Consider the following 15,513-nt stretch of genomic DNA (forward strand, 5'->3'; position numbering starts at 1 on the left):
TTCTTTTCAAGGAATGATCTGTGAATGCTTGGATTCCGAAACCGCTTCGGAAGCAAGAGGAGTGTGATGACGGCAGCGTTTGACTCCCGTGTTCATGCGGTTGTGGCCACAATCCCTTCTGCACGGTTGGCGACCTACGGCCAGGTGGCCGACTGGATCGGTGCCTATGGCTGCGCCCGCCAGGTGGGCTGGGCCTTGCGGCGGCTCACCCTTCCATCGCCGATCCCCTGGCACCGGGTGGTGAATGCCCGGGGCCGGGTGGCGATGAGCCTCAGCCGTGAGGGATCCGACTGGATGCAGCGTCAGATGCTGATCGCCGAGGGCATTCCCGTCGACGACGAGGGGCGTCTGCCCCTGAAGCGCTTCCTCTGGACGCCGGAGCCGCAGGCGATCCGCGGAGCGCTAGCTCTGGAGCTCCCCCGTCCACCCGATCGCATGGCTGAATCGCATGGCTGACGCCGCTGCCGACACTGTGGACACCGCCACCGGGCTGGGGCCGCGCCGGGTCGCCTGGGAGGTGCTGGAAGCGGTGGCGGCCGGCGCCTATGCCGATGTGGCGCTGGAGCGGGCCCTGCGCGGTGCCGGTCTCTCTGCTACGGATCGTGGTCTGGCCACGGAGCTGGCCTATGGGGCGATCCGGCGTCGCCTCTGGCTCGACGCCTGGCTGGATCGGCTTGGCAAGGTGCCCGCCCGCAAGCAGCCGCCCCGGCTGCGCTGGCTCCTGCACGTGGGCCTCTATCAGCTCTTCTGGATGGAGCGGATCCCGGCCGCCGCTGCGGTGCACACCACGGTGGAGCTGGCCAAGCAGCATCGTCTGGCGCGGCTGGCGCCGGTGGTGAATGGTCTGCTGCGGGCTGCCCTGCGGGCCCAGGCGGCGGGCGACACCCTGGCGCTGCCCGCCGATGCGGCGGAGCGCCTGTCGCTACAGCAGTCGCTGCCGCTGTGGTTCTGCCAGGAGTTGCTGGCCTGGGCCGACGGCGAGTGGAGCCAGGCGCTCGCCATGCCCGCGGTGGAGCGCATCGCTGCCGCCTCTAATCAGGTGCCGCCCCTGGATCTGCGCGTCAACCGCCTGCGCAGCACGCCGGCTCTTGTGTCGGCAGCCCTGGACGCTGCCGGGCTCGAGATCCGGCCGATTGCGGGGTGCCCCGATGGATTGCAGGTGCTCGGATCCGCTGGTGATCTGCGCCAGTGGCCCGGCTATGCCGAGGGGCATTGGTGTGTGCAGGACCGGGCCGCCCAGTGGGTGGCGCCCCTGCTGGAGCCCCGGCCCGGCGAGCGGCTGCTCGATGCCTGTGCCGCACCCGGCGGCAAAGCCACCCATCTGGTCGAGTTGATCGGTGATCGCGGCGAGGTGTGGGCGGTGGATCGTTCCGCCGGTCGCCTGCAGCGAGTGGCCGCGAATGCGGCCCGGCTCGGTTGCGCGTCTGTGAACGCGCTGGCGGCCGATGCCTGCGAGCTGCTGCGGCAGCGCCCCCAGTGGCGCAGTGCGTTTCAACGCATCCTGCTCGATGCGCCCTGTTCCGGTCTCGGCACCCTGGCCCGCCATGCCGATGCCCGCTGGCGTGTCACGCCCGACTCGATCGCCGCACTGCTGCCGCTGCAGGCGCGCTTGCTGGAGGCGATGCTGGCGTTGCTCGCTCCCGGTGGCCGGCTGGTGTATGCCACCTGCACGATCCACCCGGCGGAGAACCAGCACCAGATCGCTGGTTTGCTCGCCGCCCATCCCGAGCTGACGTTGGTGTCGGAGCAGCAGCGCTGGCCCGATCCCGATGGTGGCGATGGCTTCTATGCGGCGGTGATCACCGCACCGGGAATCACTGCACCGGCAGGGGCCTGAAGTACTCGTCCACCGGGGGGCCTCCTGCTGGGGCCACGTCGCGCGGTGGCGGTGCCTGCCGGGGCGCCGGTTCGGGGGCGGTCGTTTCGGGTTTCGGGTCCCAGATACTCGGGTCCGGGTCGACCTCATAGCCCCGATACGGCACCTCCCGGGGTTGCTGGGCCTGCTTCGGTGGTTGCGCCTTGCTACCCGGCTTTTTGAAGCTGCGTTTGAGAACGGGTTTGGGTGGGAAGTTCTGCACCGGAAACTGACCCTTGATCTTGGTCATGAACCGGCCCCAGGCCCAGGCGGCTTCACCGCTGTTGCTCTTGGTGTCACGGTTGTTGTCATGGCCGAACCAGACGGCCGTGGTGAGCTGGGGAATCGAACCGATGAACCACAGATCACGGGCGCCTTCCGAGGTGCCGGTCTTGCCGGCCACGGGGCGATCATCGAGCCTGGCGGCGGCGCCGGTGCCGCCTTGCACCACCCGTTGCAGCATCCAGTTCATGGCATCAGCCACATCGCTGTCGACCGCTCGGCGGCCGCGATCCCCATCCACACGGCGGCTCCAGATCACCTCACCCCCCGGGCCGCGGATCTCCTCGAAGGCCACCGGTTTCACATACACCCCGCGGTTGGCGACCGCCGCGTAGGCCGCCGCCATGTCGAGAATCGTCTGTTCGTAGGCGCCGATGGCCATCGGATAAAACTTGCCTAAGGGCCGGGTGGTGCCGATCCCGAGCTTGTTGGCCATCGTGATGATCGGATCGAAGCCCAGCTTCTCCTGCAGCTGCACCGCCACGGTGTTGAGCGAGTTCTTCAGGGCATCGGCCAGGGAGATCCGGCCGAAATATTTGCTGCCGAAGTTCTTCGGGCAGTAGCCACCCCAGCAGCGGGGGGAATCGTTGAAGATGTCTTCCGGCTTGACACCGGCCTCGATCGCCGCGGCATAGGGGAAGAGCTTGAAGGTGGAGCCTGGAGAGCGCAGCGCCTGGGTGGCTCGGTTGAACTGGCTGGTGTTGAAATCCTTGCCTCCCACCATCACCCGCACCAGACCGGTGCCCGGTTCGATCGACACGAGCGCCCCCTCCGTGCCATTGGGAGCGAACTGTTTCACCACCTGGCGGCCCTCGTTCTGCCAGGCGAGGTTGAGGCTGGTGCGGATCTGCAGACCGCCCACCTCGAGCTGCTCGGGGGTGAGGAGCGTGGGCAGCTGCTGCGCCACCCAGCTGCTGAAATAGGGGGCGGCGCTGTTGAAGTATTTCGGCGTCGCCGGTTTGAGATCGAGTGGCGCCAGGCGCGCCGCCGCCGCTTCACCGGCCGTGATGAAGCCGGCCTGCTGCATGCGATCGAGCACGATCGAGCGCCGCTCCAGGGCCAGATCGGGGTTCACCAGCGGTGAATACACCGATGGCGCCGGCGGTAAACCGGCGATCAGGGCCGCCTCCGGCAGGGTGAGCTGATCCGGTTGCTTGGAGAAATACACCCAGGCGGCATCGGCGACGCCATAGGCACTCGAGCCCAGATACACGAAATTGAGGTATTGCTCGAGGATCTGCTCCTTGCTGAGCTGGCGCTCGAGTTTGTAGGCCAGGGTCGCTTCCTTCAGCTTCCGGGTGATCGTGCGGTCCTGGCTCAGGAACACCATGCGGGCCAGCTGCTGGGTGATCGTGCTGGCGCCTTCACGCACGGAGCCCTGGCGCAGGTTCGTCACCACGGCCCGGCCGATGCCCCAGAGATCCACGCCCTTGTGCTCGAAGAAACGTCGATCTTCCGCAGCCACGAAAGCCTGCTTCACCAGCTCAGGCATCTGCCCCGGAGCGATCTTCTCCCGCGTCGCAGGGCCCAGCTTCTGGATCACCTGGCCATCACTGGAGAGCAGGGTGAGGGTTCCGGGGCGATTGAAGCGGGCGATGCCGCGGGCATCGGGCAGGGTGGCATCGAGGGCCTGGGTGATCACAGCCTGGCTCAGGGCCACGCCGATGCCGATGAAGCCGGCAGTCGCGCCGACCAACACCCAGTGACGGCGACGGCGTTTCACATCGCCTGCGTCAGGGGGCTGTGGCCCACGGCCAGGGCGGTCACCAGCATGCCGAGCACGAGAAAGGGTTGGGCACTGGCCTGATATTTCACGTCAAAAGCAACGGGGTCGCGCAGCAGCCAAATGTCCTGAAAGGTGATCTGAGGCACGATCAACAACACCAGCAGCACGGCAGCAAAATGCTGTCCGATTGCGATCAGAACAGCAACCATCAGCAACTGGAACCCATCGATCATCCCGGCGCTGATCCAGCTGGCGCGCTCCGTGCCGAACACCACCGGCAGCGACTGCAGGCCCAGAGCCCTGTCACCCTCCACACTCTTGAAATCGTTCACCACGGCGATGCCCAGCCCCGCCAGGCTGTAGGCCAGGGTGAGCATGGCGGTGGCCCAGGTGAGCTGGCCGAACAGGGCCTGGCCGGCCCACCACGGCAAAGCGATGTAACTGGCTCCGAGGGCGTAATTGCCGAGCCAGCCATTCTGTTTCAGCTTCAAGGGAGGAGCCGAATAGATGTAGCTCACGAAGGAGCCGCCGAGGGCGAGCAGCAGCACCACCGGAGTGCTGTGGCCGGCCCAGAGATCGAGACCCCAGGCCACGGCCAGACCCGCCAGCAGCAGCACCCAGATCTGCAGCTTCACCTGGTCGAGGGCCGCGTCCCTTTGCGTGGTGTAAAACCCGAGGCCCGAATGCCCTGACTCAGAGGGTGAACAGGGTGGAATGACGGGCTGTCATTCCTGAGGTGCAGATGCACCTCGTTTTTCCACGATGAAACGAGACGATTGACTTGTCAAGTCTCTCGTCTGATCGCGGCTGTGTTGTGAGCGGCAGGAGTCTTCTATGCAGCCCAGGGGTTACAGCGCCGGCCCCCGGGCGGCGATCGAGGCCGCTGCGCCCTGTGGGGGCGCTGCCACCTCAATCACCTGGGGCCTGCGTCTTGCACCTCTGCGGCGGCGGCGCTGAGCAGGGCCGGCAGATCCTCCAGCTCCGGGATGGCAGCCATGCTTTCGGCGGAGAACATGCGGCGGCCTTCCAGCTGCCAATGCTCGTGCTGCTCCAGCAGCACCGCGCCCACCAGGCGGGTGATCGACGCGTCGTTGGGGAAGATGCCGACGACGCGGGTGCGGCGCTTGATCTCCTCGTTGACCCGCTCCAGCAGGTTGGTGCTCCAGACCTTCTTCCAGTGAGGCTGCGGGAAGTGACGGAAGGCCAGCACGTCCTCTCTGGCCTCGTTCATGAGCTCGGTGGCCTTGGGGAAGCGCTCCGCCAGCGAGGCGGCCAGGTCATCCCAGCGGCTGAGGATCTCTCCGGCATCCTCCTGAGCGAACACCGAGCGCAGGGCGGCGGTGACCATGCCCTGGTGGGCTTTGGGGACGCGCTGGAGAAGGTTGCGGGCGAAGTGGACGCGGCAGCGCTGCCACACACAGCCCTGCAGCTGGCGCCTGATGGCCTTGGTGAGGCCCACGTGGGCGTCGGAGATCACCAGCTTGACGCCAGTCAGGCCGCGCTCTTTGAGCGAGGCGAGGAACTCACTCCAGAAGCCCTCGCTCTCGCTGTCGCCCACCTTGAGGCCCAGCAGCTCACGGCGACCATCGGCGTTGACCCCCATGGCGACGACGACGGCCCTTGAGCAGACCTGCAGGGCCTTGCCCAGCCGGCCGTGGAGGTAGGTGGCATCCAGGTAGACGTAGGCGTAGCCGGACTCCTGCAGGGGCCGGTTCAGAAACGCCTGAACCTGCTCGTCGATGTCCTGGCAGATGCGACTGACCTGGGATTTGGAGATACCGCTCTGGGATCCCAGGGCGGCGACCAGGGCATCCACCTTGCGGGTGGAGACCCCACAGATGTAGGCCTCCATGATCACGCCGTAGAGGGCCTGCTCCACCCGGCGACGGGGCTCGAGGATCGAGGGCAGGAAGCTGCCAGCCCGCAGTTTGGGGATCAGCAGGTCGATGTCGCCTACCTGGGTGGTCAGACTGCGCGGCCGGTAGCCGTTGCGGTAGCCGAGCCGCTCCTCGCTGCGCTCATGGCGCTCTGCGCCGAGCACGGCAGCGACCTCCAGCTCGATCAGCTGCTGCAGGCCGTGGCGCACCAGCTCGGGGATCAGCTCACCGGCGCTGCTGCCATCCAGTAGCGGCGCCAGCTCAATTGCGGCACGATTGGACGTGGGCGTGTGTCACGAGTCAGCAGGTGAAAGCCAAGGCTGATGAAACTGCATCGGGGATGGGAGTGTGGCCTCCCGGGATCGGCCTGCAGGGGCTGGTACCAAACCACCCCGTGCTGCTGCGTTCAAAAGACGTGGTGGTGAGCGACGGGGAAACGGCGGACTGGATCCGTCAGGTGTGCGACGAGAAGGTGAGCGCAAGCGAACCGTTGATGACGCGCCGATATCTATTTCAGACGCTGCCAAAACGGGAGGCGGCCCAAATCTCCTGGATCAGTGTGGACAGAGCCTGTCTATGGACCACACGGCAGCCGGCGTATAGACGGCACGAGCTCATCGCAGGCCCTGATGCGGAACGTGAGAACCTGCCATGGAATGCCAAGGGAACATCCCAAGTGGTCACCACCATGAGGGTCAATACCGATGTCTGTGGCAGGGGCGGAGCAACCCGTAGTAGCGATGATGGGTCTGTAACGGACTCGGAGCCAAGGGGTTGCATCATCCCGTTTGGAGTCTCCCATCAACTGCCTACGGCAGGAGGAATGGGATGACAACAGACAAGCCGCTACCGATTACCAAGGTGATGGTCTGGAAGGCCTATCAACAGGTGAAACGGAACGGACAGGCGGCCGGTGTGGATGGCCAAAGCCTGGACGACTTCAACAAGGATCTGGAGAATAATCTCTACAAACTCTGGAATCGGATGGCATCAGGAAGTTATCTTCCGCCACCAGTTCGGCGTGTGGAGATTCCCAAATCCGGTGGAGGCGTCAGGCCGCTGGGTATCCCGACGGTTGCTGATCGCATCGCACAGATGGTGGTCAAGCAGGTGCTGGAGCCAGAGCTGGAGCTGATCTTTGATCAGGATTCCTACGGCTACAGACCGGGCAAGTCAGCGCATCAGGCAGTAGAGGTCTGCCGTCAGCGCTGCTGGAGGTCCAACTGGGTTCTCGATCTCGACATCAAGGGGTTTTTCGATGCTATCGATCACGACCTGTTGATGCGCGCGATCAAGGCCCATACCTCCGAGCGCTGGGTGGTGCTCTACCTGCAACGATGGCTGCAGGCACCGGTTCTGTTGCCGGATGGCACGCTCCATCCCAGGGACCGGGGCACACCGCAAGGTGGTGTCATCAGTCCACTGCTGGCCAATCTGTTCCTGCACTATGCGTTTGATGTGTGGATGCGCCGGAGCCACCCGGCCATTGCCTTTGAGCGCTATGCAGATGATGTGATCTGTCATTGCCACAGCGAGAAGGAAGCTCGGCGGTTGCTGGAGGCATTGCAGGATCGCTTTGCGTCCTGTGGCCTCCAGCTTCATCCCCAGAAGACCCAGGTGGTCTACTGCAGGGATAGCAACCGCCGGGCACCGCTTGCTGATGTCACGTTCACGTTTCTTGGTTTCGCGTTTCGGCCACGTGTGTCTCGCAATTCTCGCGGAGTCATCTACACAGGCTTTTTGCCGGCAGTGAGTCCGCAGGCTCTCCAGCGTATGCGGGAGAGGATTAGGTCGATAGGGCTTCCATCGCTCGTGTATCTGTCGCTTGAGGAGATCGCTAAAGTGCTGAATCCAGTGATTCGTGGCTGGATTCAGTACTACGGTCGTTTCTATAGGACAGAACTGATCAGGAAGTTGTATCGCTACCTGGATGACAGAATTGCAGCCTGGTTACGGCAGAAGTACAAAAGGCTGCGGGGTCGTCGGCTCCAAAGCTGGCGAGTACTTGCCAGGATCAGGTCTGGACATCGTGATCTGTTCGCGCACTGGCGTCGAGTCAGTGAAGTGGCATGTGGATGATGGGAGCCGTATGACGCGAGAGTGTCACGTACGGTTCTGTGAGCACCTCGGGGGGAAGTTCCCCGGGGTGACTCGACATGGTTCGTCTGGTTGAGGTGGTTCTCGAACCAGGGAAACGGGCCTGCCCACCCCTTGCAACGCCAGCCGCTGGGCCAGCCACCTGAGGTGCGCGGCCCACCCCGGCTACGCCGGGGTGGGAGTGCCGGGGGATTTACACCAAGCCTTGGGACGCCAGCGCCGCAATGACGGCCTGGCGCAGCTGCTCGATGCCGTCCAGCTGCTGGGGCTGAGCCTGCCAGTGGTCCCAGAACTGGCGCCAGCGCTCCGCGCTGAATGGCGCCTGGGCTGCAGGCGATGGCGGGGATGCAGAGGCGGCGGTGGCGGTCATGGCAGCTGGGCAGTCCTCTGCTGTTGCCGCCTCGGCAATAGCAGGTGACCTGCATGGGGCCGGGCCCCACCTCTCCCTGTCATGGGCCTCACCCTGATCGAGGCGGCCAAGTACGAAACCCGCCTGGAGCACCTCGCTGTGCTCAAGACCTTTGCGGAGGGTGAACTGCTGGCACGGCTGCCTTTTCTGAACATCAACGGCAGCGGTCTTTTTTATGCCGCCGAGCAGGAGCTGCCCTCGGTGGGGTTCCGGGCGGTGAACGAGGGCTACAGCCAGAGCTACGGCGTGATCGACCAGCGGGCTGAGGCGGTGCACCTCTTTGGTGGGGATGTGGATGTGGACCGCTCGATCGTGGATCTGATGGGTCCGGAGGCCCGGGCCAGCCAGATCGAAATGAAGATCCGCTCGATGCGCCTCACCCTGGAGGCGACGATCGTGAACGGCGATGCCAGTGCCGATGCGCGGGCGTTTGATGGCCTGGCCCGGCGGCTGCCGGCGGGCGATGGGATGGCGATCGACAACGGCAACCAGCCGCTGGGCTTTGACCTGCTCGATGAACTGATCGATGCGGTGGACGGCATGGGCCGGCCCAAGGTGCTGCTGATGGGCCGCGCGATGCGTCGCCAGCTCAATGCCCTGGCGCGCAGCAGCAACTGCTGCTCCTACGTGGCGGAAACCAACGCCCTGGGGATGACGGTGCATCGCTACCAGGACTGCGAGATCCTGACGGTCGATCGCGACGCCCAGGGCCGTGAGGTGCTGGGCTATGGCGAGGCGGGCGGCAGCAGCTCGATCTACTGCCTGGCGCTGGGCGATCAGGGGGTGACCGGCCTGCAGGGACCGTTCCAGGGGCGCTATGGGATCTCGGTGCGGGATCTGGGGGAGGTGCCGGATGCCCCGGTGTTCCGCACGCGGGTGGATTGGTACGTGGGCTTTGCGGTGCTGCATCCGCGCGCGGCGGGGCGGCTGCATGGGATCACGCCACCGCTGATCGCAACGCCCTGATCGCAACGCCTTGATCGCCACACCCTGATCGCTTTGCGCTGACCCGATCCCGACCCTCAGCCCCCTGATTGCACGTTCCGGAGCTTCTCCATGCCCTCGATTCCCCAGGCCCATCGCGGCAACCCGTTGATTGATGCTGAAACCACCCTGGTGGGTGTGATCGCCCACGGCGCCCTGCGCCCCGCCCCCAAAAAGTTCGTGAGCGGTGAGGTGGTGCGGTTGAGCACCAAGCTCGATGCGGCGGCACGCTTCACGCTGGTGGCCAGCCATTCCAGCCATACCGCGGCGGTGACGGTGGATCTGCAGCTGGCACCGCTGCTCATCGACGGTGGCACCGGCACGTTCGTGAGCGCCGTGAAGGTGTCGCTGCCGGCAGAAGGCGGCCGGGTGGAGGCGTATCTGAATGGGCGTGACATCAGCATCGCCGCCGCCGATCAGACGCGGGTGCAGTGGCCGTGCATCTGTTTCGCCAAGGCTGTGGTGACGCCCTCGACGCCGGCGGATCTGCACGTGGGCCTGACCGCAACCATCCCTGCCTGATCGCCATGACCAGCACGACCATCAGCAGCGCCACCCCGATCGATCCGCGCACGGGCTGGGTGCTGCTGCACAAGGGCGAGGAGGAGATCTACGTGTGGGCGGTGCATGCCGCCGGCTGGCAGGCGCTGGGCTGGAGCATGGGATCAGCGCCGGTGCAGGCGCCTGAACCGGAGCCGGAGCTGCCGATCGCGCCTGAGCCGGAGCAACCGCTTGCTCCCAGCCCGGAGCTGCCGCTTGAGGACCAGCCGGCTGATGCCGCTGAAACCGACCCCGACTCCGACTCCGACTCCAATTCCGCCTTCGACCGCGAGCCGGACGCCGAGCACAACGCTGAGGTGGAGCCAGGGCCAGACGCCATCGCTGATCCCGTTGCCGCCGTGCCGGACTTCGGGGCGATGAACAAGGCCGAGATCATCGAGCACTGCTCCCGTGACTACGGGGTGCTGCTGGACAGCAGCCTGACCAAGGCCGCCCTGGTGACAGAGGCCGAGGCCCTGGCCGCTGCCGCCCCCCTTCCGGATGCGCTGGTGGATGACCTGATGCGCTGAGCTGCTGGATCCCCTCAGCTGCAGTGGGCCACCTGCAGCTGCTCATTGGCCCCACAAGGTTGATGGTGGCGGTGGGGCAAGGGGATCTGAGCCTGCGGCGTTCAAGCCCCCAAGGAGGTCGTCCCAGCTGAACGCAACGGATCTCGCCCAGCGTGCCTTGCCGAACCTGGCCAACCTCGCCTCCTGAGCGATGGTGCCAATGCCCCCAGAGCGCAGAGAGATGAGCTGGTCGGATCTGGAGCGGTTGGTGGTTGATGCAGAAGCCAATGCCCAACTCCAGGGCGTCCTGCGCCGTTGCAGCTCCCGCAATGAGCTGCTGCAGACCGCACGCCGGCTGGGCTATCGGGTGACCCAAAACGATCTGCGCCAGGCCTGGGTGCAGCACCTGCAGGACGCTGAGGCCCAGGAGCTCAGCCAGCTCGAGCCCGCCACTGGCGCACGGCGCTGAGAGCGGGCTGGCTTCGTACGCTCCAGCGCAGCGGCTCCTCCCAGCCGGCCTCTGGGCAGATCAGATCCCAGCAGCAGCCGATCGGCTGTGGAGCCGGCAGGGAGAACAGCACCAGCTGCCGGGCGATCTGCACGGGATGACGGCACTGTGGCTTGCGCTGGCGGGACCGGCAGGAAGTGGTGGTGGCTTCCATGGCGAGCTGGAGAAGAAACGCCCCCCTCCACGCCCCCAAGCCACGGAGTCAAGGCCACCGCTCAGGTGCTCGTCTTGGCCTTGACGCTGGGGCGCTGCCAGCCCGCCGCCGCTGGTGGCTGCTGGCTGCGGGGCGGACCATCGGGGACGTGCTCTCCTGCGCCGTGGACCACCGCCACCCAAGGACCGCCTTACCACTGCCTGAGAGGCACAGCAGGGGAAGAAGCCGGGATCAGGGCTCCTGGCAGGCCCTGGGCATCAGGCCATCTGCAGCCGCATCTCACCAAGCGCCTCACGATCGGCCTCCTGCTGGCAGCGCTGCAGCAGCTCCTGCTGGGCAAGCAGCCGCTCATCGAGCTCATCCACCCGCGCCAGACATTGCTGGATCGCGGGGATCACCTCCTCTTCCAGGATCGTGATCTCCTCCTCGCCATAGGGCTGCTCGATCCAGGTGCGGCGCAGCGGCAGCCCCCGCCGCAGCTGCAGGATCCGCTCGATCGCCTTGAGGCTGGATTCGAGCAGCAGGAACAGATCCTCTTCTGGGCTGCAGAACGCACCTTCCGGTGCGATCCGGCAGAACGGCGAGGCGGCAGCAGTGAGCGTGGCCATGGAATCGGCGCCGAGAGCGGCGCAGCGACGGGACCGATCCCAGCAGGGGCCTGACGCAGGAAGGCCCCAGACTGGAGAGGGCCGGCGCAAGACCCCATGGGGGCCAGCCCATAGGGGTGGGCAAGCCCGCTCAGCTGCAGTGGGCCGCCGCCGCCGCAGCGCGGGCGCCATGGGCGGGGAAGGTGATCACGAACCCCCGCTCGGCCTGGGCGCAGAGGGGCAGGCCAAAGCGACCGCCGCAGCTGATGCACTGCACCTTGCGGCCGCTGCGACTGGCGGGGCAGGCCACGAACCGCACGCCCTCATGGCGGAACACCGCCGGCGCATCGGATGGCACCACGCAGACCGCCGGGATGCCCTGCCGCACCAACGCCGCCGCCCTGGAGCGGGACTCGGTGGAGGCATTGACCACCAGCCCCTTGGCCGCTGCCAGCCGGATGGTGGCCTGATTGGCTGGGCCCACCGGGAAGTGGGTGAACGACCAGGCGGCCCGCAGATGCCTGGTCGCGCGAGCGAGCTGGAGCAGCAGGGCCTGATCGATGCGTAGCGGATCGGCCGGATCGGGCCACTGATCACCGGCGACGCAGTGGCGGAAGAGAATGCCGGCCGGCAGTGCCATCACCTGGAGGATGAAAGCTGCTGCCGGGAGGCCGCTCTCGCCGCGGCTGAGCCGATCCCAGTGCAGCCGGGTGTGGAAGCCCGCCTCGGCGTAGCAGCCCTGATCGCCAGCCAGGGGGCAGCTGGAGGGGCAAGTGTGACGGCTGGTGCTGGAGACGGCGATCGGGCCGGTTTTGCCGTTGTCCGATGGGAAGGACAGGGAGGCACGGTGGGACTCGGCAGCAGCCACAGGAGGGGTGACGCAGGACCCGCCCTGCAGCCGCGCCGATAGGCAAGGGCCAGCCACCAGCGAATGGCGGAGCGCAGCGGAGCCCGACGTCCAGCCCTGCTGGCTGGTGAAACCCTTGCCAAGGCGCGGAGCATGGAAGGGCCTGCGGCACCGACCTCAAAGCGCAGCCGATCGTCCGCGGCACATCAGCGCTGCTGCGATCGATGGCCGCGGTTGTGCGATTGGTTGCCCGGCCCTGTCACCTTCTGCGCTGGCGAAGTGGGCCGGCCAGATCAGGCTGTTGGGCAGCACTTTCAGCCACCGCCATGCTCCGTATTCAAGGCGACCGCGACAGCCTCCTGGCAGCCCTCGCTGCCCACTCGGCCGACCAGCAACTGCAGATCCCGCTCATGCTCAAGCCGCTGGTGCGGCCAATCCGCTGCCGGCCTCGGCCGCTGCCTGAACGGCTCTGGCAGAAATAGAGGAAGGGCCTCAGCCCCCGCCGACCAGCTGCTGCCGCAGGGCAGCGATGGCCTTCTTCTGGCCCCGCATCACCGACATGGCGCTGATCTCCAGCCGCTCCGCCGCAGCCCGCAGCGACAGGCCCTCAAGGACTGTGAGCCTCAGGGCTGTGGCCTGGGCGGCGGGCAGCTGATCGACCAGCTGCTCCAGCGCCAGGCCATGGATGGCCTCGCTGATGGCCGGCTCGGGCTGTGGAGCGGCCAGCTGATCGAGCAGGCAGGGCTCGCCATCAACGCTGGCATCAAGGCTGAGGTGCCGCAGCGGGCATTCACCCTGCTCGTGCAGGCGGCGCGGCACACGCACCAGCCGCACGCGATCGCGCAGGTGATGCTGCAGGGCCCCGGTGATGCAGCGGCGCAGATAGGGCGCAGCGGGCTCATCGGCTCTGCAACGAGGAGCGGAGCGAACCAGGGCCTCGCGGGCCACCTGGATCAGATCCTCCCGCTCCACCAGCGGGAACAGGCGCCGGGCGGCGGCAGCGGCAATGGAATCAGCGAGAGGCAGGTGCTCCAGCACCAGGGCATCACAGGCCTTGAGGGCCGAGCGGCTGAGGGAGGAAGCGGGGGAAGCCATCGGCAGGACGGCGAAGAACCCCACCCCCACCGGCTGGCCGCAGCGCCGAGACAAGGACGCCCGACACCGGAGGGCGCATGGCCTGATCCTTGACGCGGCGGGAGGACTGGCCGAGGGATCCGGTGGGTGTGCGCCGGATTGCTGGCCATCCCACCTCTCCCCTGCCGCTGCAGGAGAGGTCGAGTCCTGGAGCAGCCAGACCCCCCGCGACCGCGCCTGAAAGCCGGAGGCAAACGCCTCCGGCCAGGGATGCTCAGAGCACCCGCACCTCGGCCTGAGAGCCGAGCACCCTCTGCTGATTGGAGGCCAGGATCAGGGCATCTTCCCGGGGCACGTAGTGCGGCTGGGCGCAGATGTGCCCCTCGCGATCGAGGAACAGCACCCGCAGTAGCCGGCCAGCGGCATCAAGGAGATGCACCGAGATGATGCGGATCGGGCAGGAGTGGCTGAGGGAAGTGGCGGCCATGGCTGGGCTGGCGAACGACACAGCCGTTCAGCCCCGGCGCCGCCTGCACCGCGCAAGGGGCGCGTAGCGACTCGCGTCAGCCCTTGCGCGGTGCGCAAGCCGGGGCAGGCCGGGTGGCGTGATCGCCAGTGCCCATGGGCGCCTCCTCGTTGGGTTCCTCCCTTGGAGGATCCGATCTGTAATGCATCCGGCTGGGAGAGAATGACTCGATTGGCAGCGGCCGCCAGGTGCCCGAGCCCACGGACTACGGCAGTCTTCAAGCAGCTGTGTCCCTGGACAAGGAGCGCGGCCTTGCCCTTCTGGCCGGGAGGCTTCTGCTGGCGCTGCTCGAGCTGGCGGTGCCGGTGAAGGTGCAGGTGTTGCAAGACCTCAGGAGCGAAGGCCGCAACATCAGGGCGTATCAACGGGAGGAACCCGATGATCTGCACCAGGCCCGCCAGGAGCTGGAGGCACTGCTGAGCCAGATCCAGCCGGAGCCCTACAAGTTCTACGAGCGCTGGGAGGTGCTGCTGAGCAGCGACCGCGGCACGCGGCGCACGGGCAGCCTGATTCACGATCTCTGGCGTCATCTGCCCGAGCAGGTGCGGCTGAAGCCAGAGGGTGCCGGTGAGCTGCGCCGCTTCACCGGATTGCTGCAGGAAACCCGAGGGCTGTGCATCAAGCTCCAGCAGGACCGTCACCACGCCTCCCACTCCAAGGCCGACACGGCCTTTCACTCCCTCTCCTGGCATGCGGCGGTGTTGCGCCTGGGAGAAATGCCGATGGAACTGCAGGCCAGCGCGCAGATGATCCTGGTGTCGGCCGCCACGATCCCACCTCCAGTGCAGGCCGGCCTGGAGCAGGCCCTCAAGGTGCTGGGTGGCATCGAAACGCAACCGCTGCTGGGCCATGTGGAGCGGGCCTTCGTGCAACTGGCCGGCGACCGCACGGGCCTGGGTGAGCGTTGGCTTGAAATCCATCCCCCGGCCCCCGAAGCAGGTGCTGCCCTGCAGGCTGAGGAGCTCTCGCAGATGCGGGAGGAGCTGGCGATCCTGCAGGACCGCTTCGCAGAGCTGAGCGGCTCGATCGGGCCGGTGCTCAACCGGCTGGGCGACGACATCGAAGGCATCGGCGCCCAGCTGCGGGAGCTGCTGGTACTTCAGGCCCAGGCCAACAAAGCTGTGCGTCAAACCGGCGGGGACACTCCGGTGGATGAGGCCACAGCGCTGGCGAGTGTGCAGGCCGCCTACCGGGAGCTCCAGGATCTGCGATTCGCCATTGCCCAGGAGATGGGCCAGCTGGAACCAGACTTTCGCTTCTACCACTGCATCATCTACCGGGAGCTGATCGTGCAGGCCCTGCGGCAGCAGGTGGTGCGGGTGGAGCAGCTGGTGGAGCTGTCGCGGCAGACGATCCTGCAGAAAACCCTGCGCAGCGGCGGTGACACCGATCTGGCGGCGCAGCTGGTGGATGAGCAGGCGCAGCGCTTTGGGGAGCGCATCCAGGTGATTCTGGATCGGATCACCTATCCCATGGAGGCAGTGTCTGTGGCTGATCTTGTGGGCAGAGAGGAGTCAGCGGCTCACTGATCGCTTGAG

General features: G+C 66.5%; 15 protein-coding genes and 1 pseudogene. 8 read left to right on the forward strand and 8 right to left on the reverse strand.

Features of this window, described 5'->3' with window-relative positions:
• The first annotated feature begins 66 nt into the window (after positions 1 to 66).
• Together H8F24_RS09645 and H8F24_RS09650 are read left to right on the forward strand one after the other, a co-directional pair.
• Positions 67 to 456 carry an MGMT family protein gene (locus H8F24_RS09645; RefSeq protein ID WP_197153701.1) on the forward strand — a complete coding sequence of 130 codons (390 nt, stop codon included), beginning with the start codon at positions 67 to 69 and terminating at the stop codon, positions 454 to 456.
• Positions 449 to 1,837 (forward strand): 16S rRNA (cytosine(967)-C(5))-methyltransferase, encoded by a 1,389-nt coding sequence (locus tag H8F24_RS09650; protein ID WP_197169587.1) that lies wholly within the window; start codon positions 449 to 451, stop codon positions 1,835 to 1,837. Before H8F24_RS09645 ends, H8F24_RS09650 begins: the two co-directional genes overlap by 8 nt.
• Here the strand turns inward: H8F24_RS09650 and H8F24_RS09655 are convergent.
• The 3 genes and pseudogenes from H8F24_RS09655 to H8F24_RS09665 all read right to left on the reverse strand — a co-directional run bounded on the left by H8F24_RS09655 (position 1,815) and on the right by H8F24_RS09665 (position 6,006).
• Positions 1,815 to 3,860, reverse strand: coding sequence for a transglycosylase domain-containing protein (locus H8F24_RS09655; protein WP_197153703.1), 2,046 nt, complete (start codon positions 3,858 to 3,860; stop codon positions 1,815 to 1,817). The genes H8F24_RS09650 and H8F24_RS09655 overlap by 23 nt on opposite strands.
• Positions 3,857 to 4,507: pseudogene (bchG, locus tag H8F24_RS09660) on the reverse strand ((bacterio)chlorophyll synthase); the annotation flags it as partial. The pseudogene bchG and the gene H8F24_RS09655, both read right to left, overlap by 4 nt.
• A 269-nt stretch (positions 4,508 to 4,776) precedes the next feature.
• Entirely contained in the window at positions 4,777 to 6,006 is a 1,230-nt protein-coding gene (locus H8F24_RS09665) for an IS256 family transposase (RefSeq protein WP_197172194.1), read from the reverse strand.
• A gap of 562 nt (positions 6,007 to 6,568) precedes the next feature.
• Here H8F24_RS09665 and ltrA point away from each other — a divergent pair.
• On the forward strand, positions 6,569 to 7,819 hold the full coding sequence (gene ltrA, locus H8F24_RS09670) for a group II intron reverse transcriptase/maturase (RefSeq protein WP_231597684.1): 1,251 nt from the start codon (positions 6,569 to 6,571) through the stop codon (positions 7,817 to 7,819).
• 211 nt (positions 7,820 to 8,030) lie between these two features.
• Here ltrA and H8F24_RS09675 read toward each other — a convergent pair whose 3' ends face one another.
• Positions 8,031 to 8,207, reverse strand: coding sequence for a hypothetical protein (locus H8F24_RS09675; protein ID WP_197153704.1), 177 nt, complete (start codon positions 8,205 to 8,207; stop codon positions 8,031 to 8,033).
• 81 nt (positions 8,208 to 8,288) lie between these two features.
• Here H8F24_RS09675 and H8F24_RS09680 point away from each other — a divergent pair, with 81 nt between their 5' ends.
• From H8F24_RS09680 to H8F24_RS09695, 4 genes are all read left to right on the forward strand, one after another.
• Positions 8,289 to 9,212: a major capsid protein gene (locus tag H8F24_RS09680; protein WP_197147777.1), complete on the forward strand. Its 924-nt coding sequence runs from the start codon at positions 8,289 to 8,291 to the stop codon at positions 9,210 to 9,212.
• Between the two features lie 90 nt (positions 9,213 to 9,302).
• Positions 9,303 to 9,752: a hypothetical protein gene (locus tag H8F24_RS09685; protein WP_197153706.1), complete on the forward strand. Its 450-nt coding sequence runs from the start codon at positions 9,303 to 9,305 to the stop codon at positions 9,750 to 9,752.
• Between the two features lie 5 nt (positions 9,753 to 9,757).
• Positions 9,758 to 10,300, forward strand: a complete 543-nt coding sequence (locus H8F24_RS09690) for a hypothetical protein (protein ID WP_197153707.1) — start codon at positions 9,758 to 9,760, stop codon at positions 10,298 to 10,300.
• 220 nt (positions 10,301 to 10,520) lie between these two features.
• Positions 10,521 to 10,748: a Nif11-like leader peptide family natural product precursor gene (locus H8F24_RS09695; RefSeq protein WP_197153708.1), complete on the forward strand. Its 228-nt coding sequence runs from the start codon at positions 10,521 to 10,523 to the stop codon at positions 10,746 to 10,748.
• Between the two features lie 450 nt (positions 10,749 to 11,198).
• On the opposite strand, the gene H8F24_RS09700 is transcribed toward H8F24_RS09695, so the two are convergent.
• From H8F24_RS09700 to H8F24_RS09720, 4 genes are all read right to left on the reverse strand, one after another.
• Complete coding sequence (locus H8F24_RS09700) at positions 11,199 to 11,549, reverse strand: hypothetical protein (protein WP_197153709.1); 351 nt, start codon at positions 11,547 to 11,549, stop codon at positions 11,199 to 11,201.
• 130 nt (positions 11,550 to 11,679) lie between these two features.
• Positions 11,680 to 12,453 carry a hypothetical protein gene (locus H8F24_RS09705; RefSeq protein WP_197153710.1) on the reverse strand — a complete coding sequence of 258 codons (774 nt, stop codon included), beginning with the start codon at positions 12,451 to 12,453 and terminating at the stop codon, positions 11,680 to 11,682.
• Between the two features lie 414 nt (positions 12,454 to 12,867).
• Positions 12,868 to 13,524, reverse strand: a complete 657-nt coding sequence (locus H8F24_RS09715; protein WP_197153711.1) for a sigma-70 family RNA polymerase sigma factor — start codon at positions 13,522 to 13,524, stop codon at positions 12,868 to 12,870.
• 199 nt (positions 13,525 to 13,723) lie between these two features.
• Positions 13,724 to 13,936, reverse strand: a complete 213-nt coding sequence (locus H8F24_RS09720) for a hypothetical protein (protein WP_197153712.1) — start codon at positions 13,934 to 13,936, stop codon at positions 13,724 to 13,726.
• A gap of 227 nt (positions 13,937 to 14,163) precedes the next feature.
• Between H8F24_RS09720 and H8F24_RS09725 the strand changes: the two genes are divergently transcribed.
• Positions 14,164 to 15,504 carry a hypothetical protein gene (locus H8F24_RS09725; protein WP_197153713.1) on the forward strand — a complete coding sequence of 447 codons (1,341 nt, stop codon included), beginning with the start codon at positions 14,164 to 14,166 and terminating at the stop codon, positions 15,502 to 15,504.
• Positions 15,505 to 15,513 lie beyond the last annotated feature (9 nt).

It is taken from the genome of Synechococcus sp. CBW1002, assembly GCF_015840915.1.
Classification (GTDB): domain Bacteria; phylum Cyanobacteriota; class Cyanobacteriia; order PCC-6307; family Cyanobiaceae; genus CBW1002.

Coding starts and splice junctions, on each gene's coding strand:
- H8F24_RS09645 (WP_197153701.1), top strand. CDS start 67: ATGACGGCAGCGTTTGACTCCCGTGTTCATGCGGTTGTGGCCACAATC.
- H8F24_RS09650 (WP_197169587.1), top strand. CDS start 449: ATGGCTGACGCCGCTGCCGACACTGTGGACACCGCCACCGGGCTGGGG.
- ltrA (WP_231597684.1), top strand. CDS start 6,569: ATGACAACAGACAAGCCGCTACCGATTACCAAGGTGATGGTCTGGAAG.
- H8F24_RS09675 (WP_197153704.1), bottom strand. CDS start 8,207: ATGACCGCCACCGCCGCCTCTGCATCCCCGCCATCGCCTGCAGCCCAG.
- H8F24_RS09680 (WP_197147777.1), top strand. CDS start 8,289: ATGGGCCTCACCCTGATCGAGGCGGCCAAGTACGAAACCCGCCTGGAG.
- H8F24_RS09685 (WP_197153706.1), top strand. CDS start 9,303: ATGCCCTCGATTCCCCAGGCCCATCGCGGCAACCCGTTGATTGATGCT.
- H8F24_RS09690 (WP_197153707.1), top strand. CDS start 9,758: ATGACCAGCACGACCATCAGCAGCGCCACCCCGATCGATCCGCGCACG.
- H8F24_RS09695 (WP_197153708.1), top strand. CDS start 10,521: ATGAGCTGGTCGGATCTGGAGCGGTTGGTGGTTGATGCAGAAGCCAAT.
- H8F24_RS09700 (WP_197153709.1), bottom strand. CDS start 11,549: ATGGCCACGCTCACTGCTGCCGCCTCGCCGTTCTGCCGGATCGCACCG.
- H8F24_RS09720 (WP_197153712.1), bottom strand. CDS start 13,936: ATGGCCGCCACTTCCCTCAGCCACTCCTGCCCGATCCGCATCATCTCG.